Genomic DNA, 1,553 nt, shown 5'->3' with positions numbered 1-1,553 from the left:
GCCCGTTCACCGGATCAGTTGCTGACCGCCGCAGTTCCATGGACCAGCCCTTGGCTCCCGGCTGGTTACAAGCGGAACTTTTGGAATGCCGCTTAGTTGTCCGCCATACGGCGTTCGTCATGGCGACATCTCCCCCCTGTAGAAGGGTCTCTCGCCCGAGAGCACCTGCTCACCCCCGCAAGGAGAACAATGCGTCCTGTCCGACCGCTGCTTCTGGCTGCCCTGAGCGTCATGCTGGTGGGCGGCTTGGCCGCCCCCGCCTCCAGCCAGAGCATCCCGTCCATCGAACCCCAGGTCGAGACGCCCGCACTCTTCGACGACGAGGCCGGCGGCAATGCCAACGGCGACGACCCCGCGATCTGGGTCCACCCGTCCGACGACGAGGACAGCGTCGTCGTCACCACCGCCAAGGAGGGCGGGCTCAACGTCTACGACCTCGACGGCCAGCTCACCCAGCACATCGACGCCCCCGCCGCCCCCGGCCCCGACGACGAGAACGGCCGGTTCAACAACGTCGACGTCGCCTACGGCTTCGCGGGCAAGGACCTCGCCGTCGTCTCCGACCGCGGGCGCGACCACCTTCGCTTCTACGCCATCAACGACGGCCACCTCACCGACGTGACCGACCCGGCCGTGCCATTCCTCTTCAACAGCACTCAGGCCGAGGTCAACGACCAGGAGACCGGGTACGGCCTGGCCACCTGGAAGGACTCGACCGGCACCTACGCCCTGGTCAGCCGCCGCCACAAGACCTCGATCGGCCTGTTCAAGCTGGTCGCGACCGCGGGCGGCAAGGTGAGCTACCAGCCGGTGCGCACGCTCGACCTGCCCGCCTCCTTCACGCTGCCGAACGGCACGAGCTGGACCCCCTGCATGGAGCCCGACGAGCTCGCCCAGGTCGAGGGCATGGTCGTCGACCAGAACCGCGACGTGCTCTACGCGGCCCAGGAGGACGTCGGCATCTGGCGCCTGCGCGCCGACCTGACCGGCACGCCGGTGCTGCTCGACAAGGTCAAGGAGTTCGGCGTGCCCGGCACGTACGACGAGGAGACCGAGGAGTGCACGCCGGGCGCCGACCCCGGTTACGGCGGCACACACCTGTCAGCCGACGCCGAGGGCCTGACGATCTACTACCGCGAGGACGGCAAGGGCTACCTGCTGGCCTCCAGCCAGGGTGACAACACCTTCGCCGTCTACCGGCGCGAGGGTTCCAACGCCTACCTCGGCCAGTTCCGCGTCGGCTCGGGCAACGGCCTCGACGGAGTCGAGCACAGCGACGGCTCGATGGTGCTCAACGTGCCGCTCGGCGACTTCGACGAGGGCGTCTTTATCGCCCACGACGGCGCCAACACCCCCGAGGTGCCCGACAGGGAGAACACCAACTTCAAGTACACCGAATGGGATGACATCGCCGAGGAGCTGAACCTGGACGTCGACACCGACGGCTGGGACCCGCGCGACTAAATCTTGTTGCAGAAGCGTGTGGTTGGGCATCTTCCTTGTATGGGCGGGGTGTTGCGCGCTGATCCTTTATGGGTGGAGACCTTCACCGG

1 protein-coding gene is annotated in these 1,553 nt (G+C 67.3%); it reads left to right on the top strand.

Annotated elements, in window-relative coordinates:
• Positions 1-189: 189 nt before the first annotated feature.
• On the top strand, positions 190-1,464 hold the full coding sequence (locus ACIBVQ_RS40525; RefSeq protein ID WP_399184273.1) for a phytase: 1,275 nt from the start codon (positions 190-192) through the stop codon (positions 1,462-1,464).
• Positions 1,465-1,553 lie beyond the last annotated feature (89 nt).

Origin of the sequence: Streptosporangium sp. NPDC049376, assembly GCF_044466505.1 — a bacterium.
Lineage (GTDB): Bacteria > Actinomycetota > Actinomycetes > Streptosporangiales > Streptosporangiaceae > Streptosporangium.
The sequence above is the reverse complement of the archived record's forward strand: the minus strand, read 5'-3'. Positions and strand labels throughout refer to the sequence as shown.

Excerpts from the sequence above, each read along its gene's own strand:
- ACIBVQ_RS40525 (WP_399184273.1), top strand. The coding sequence starts at position 190 with ATGCGTCCTGTCCGACCGCTGCTTCTGGCTGCCCTGAGCGTCATGCTG.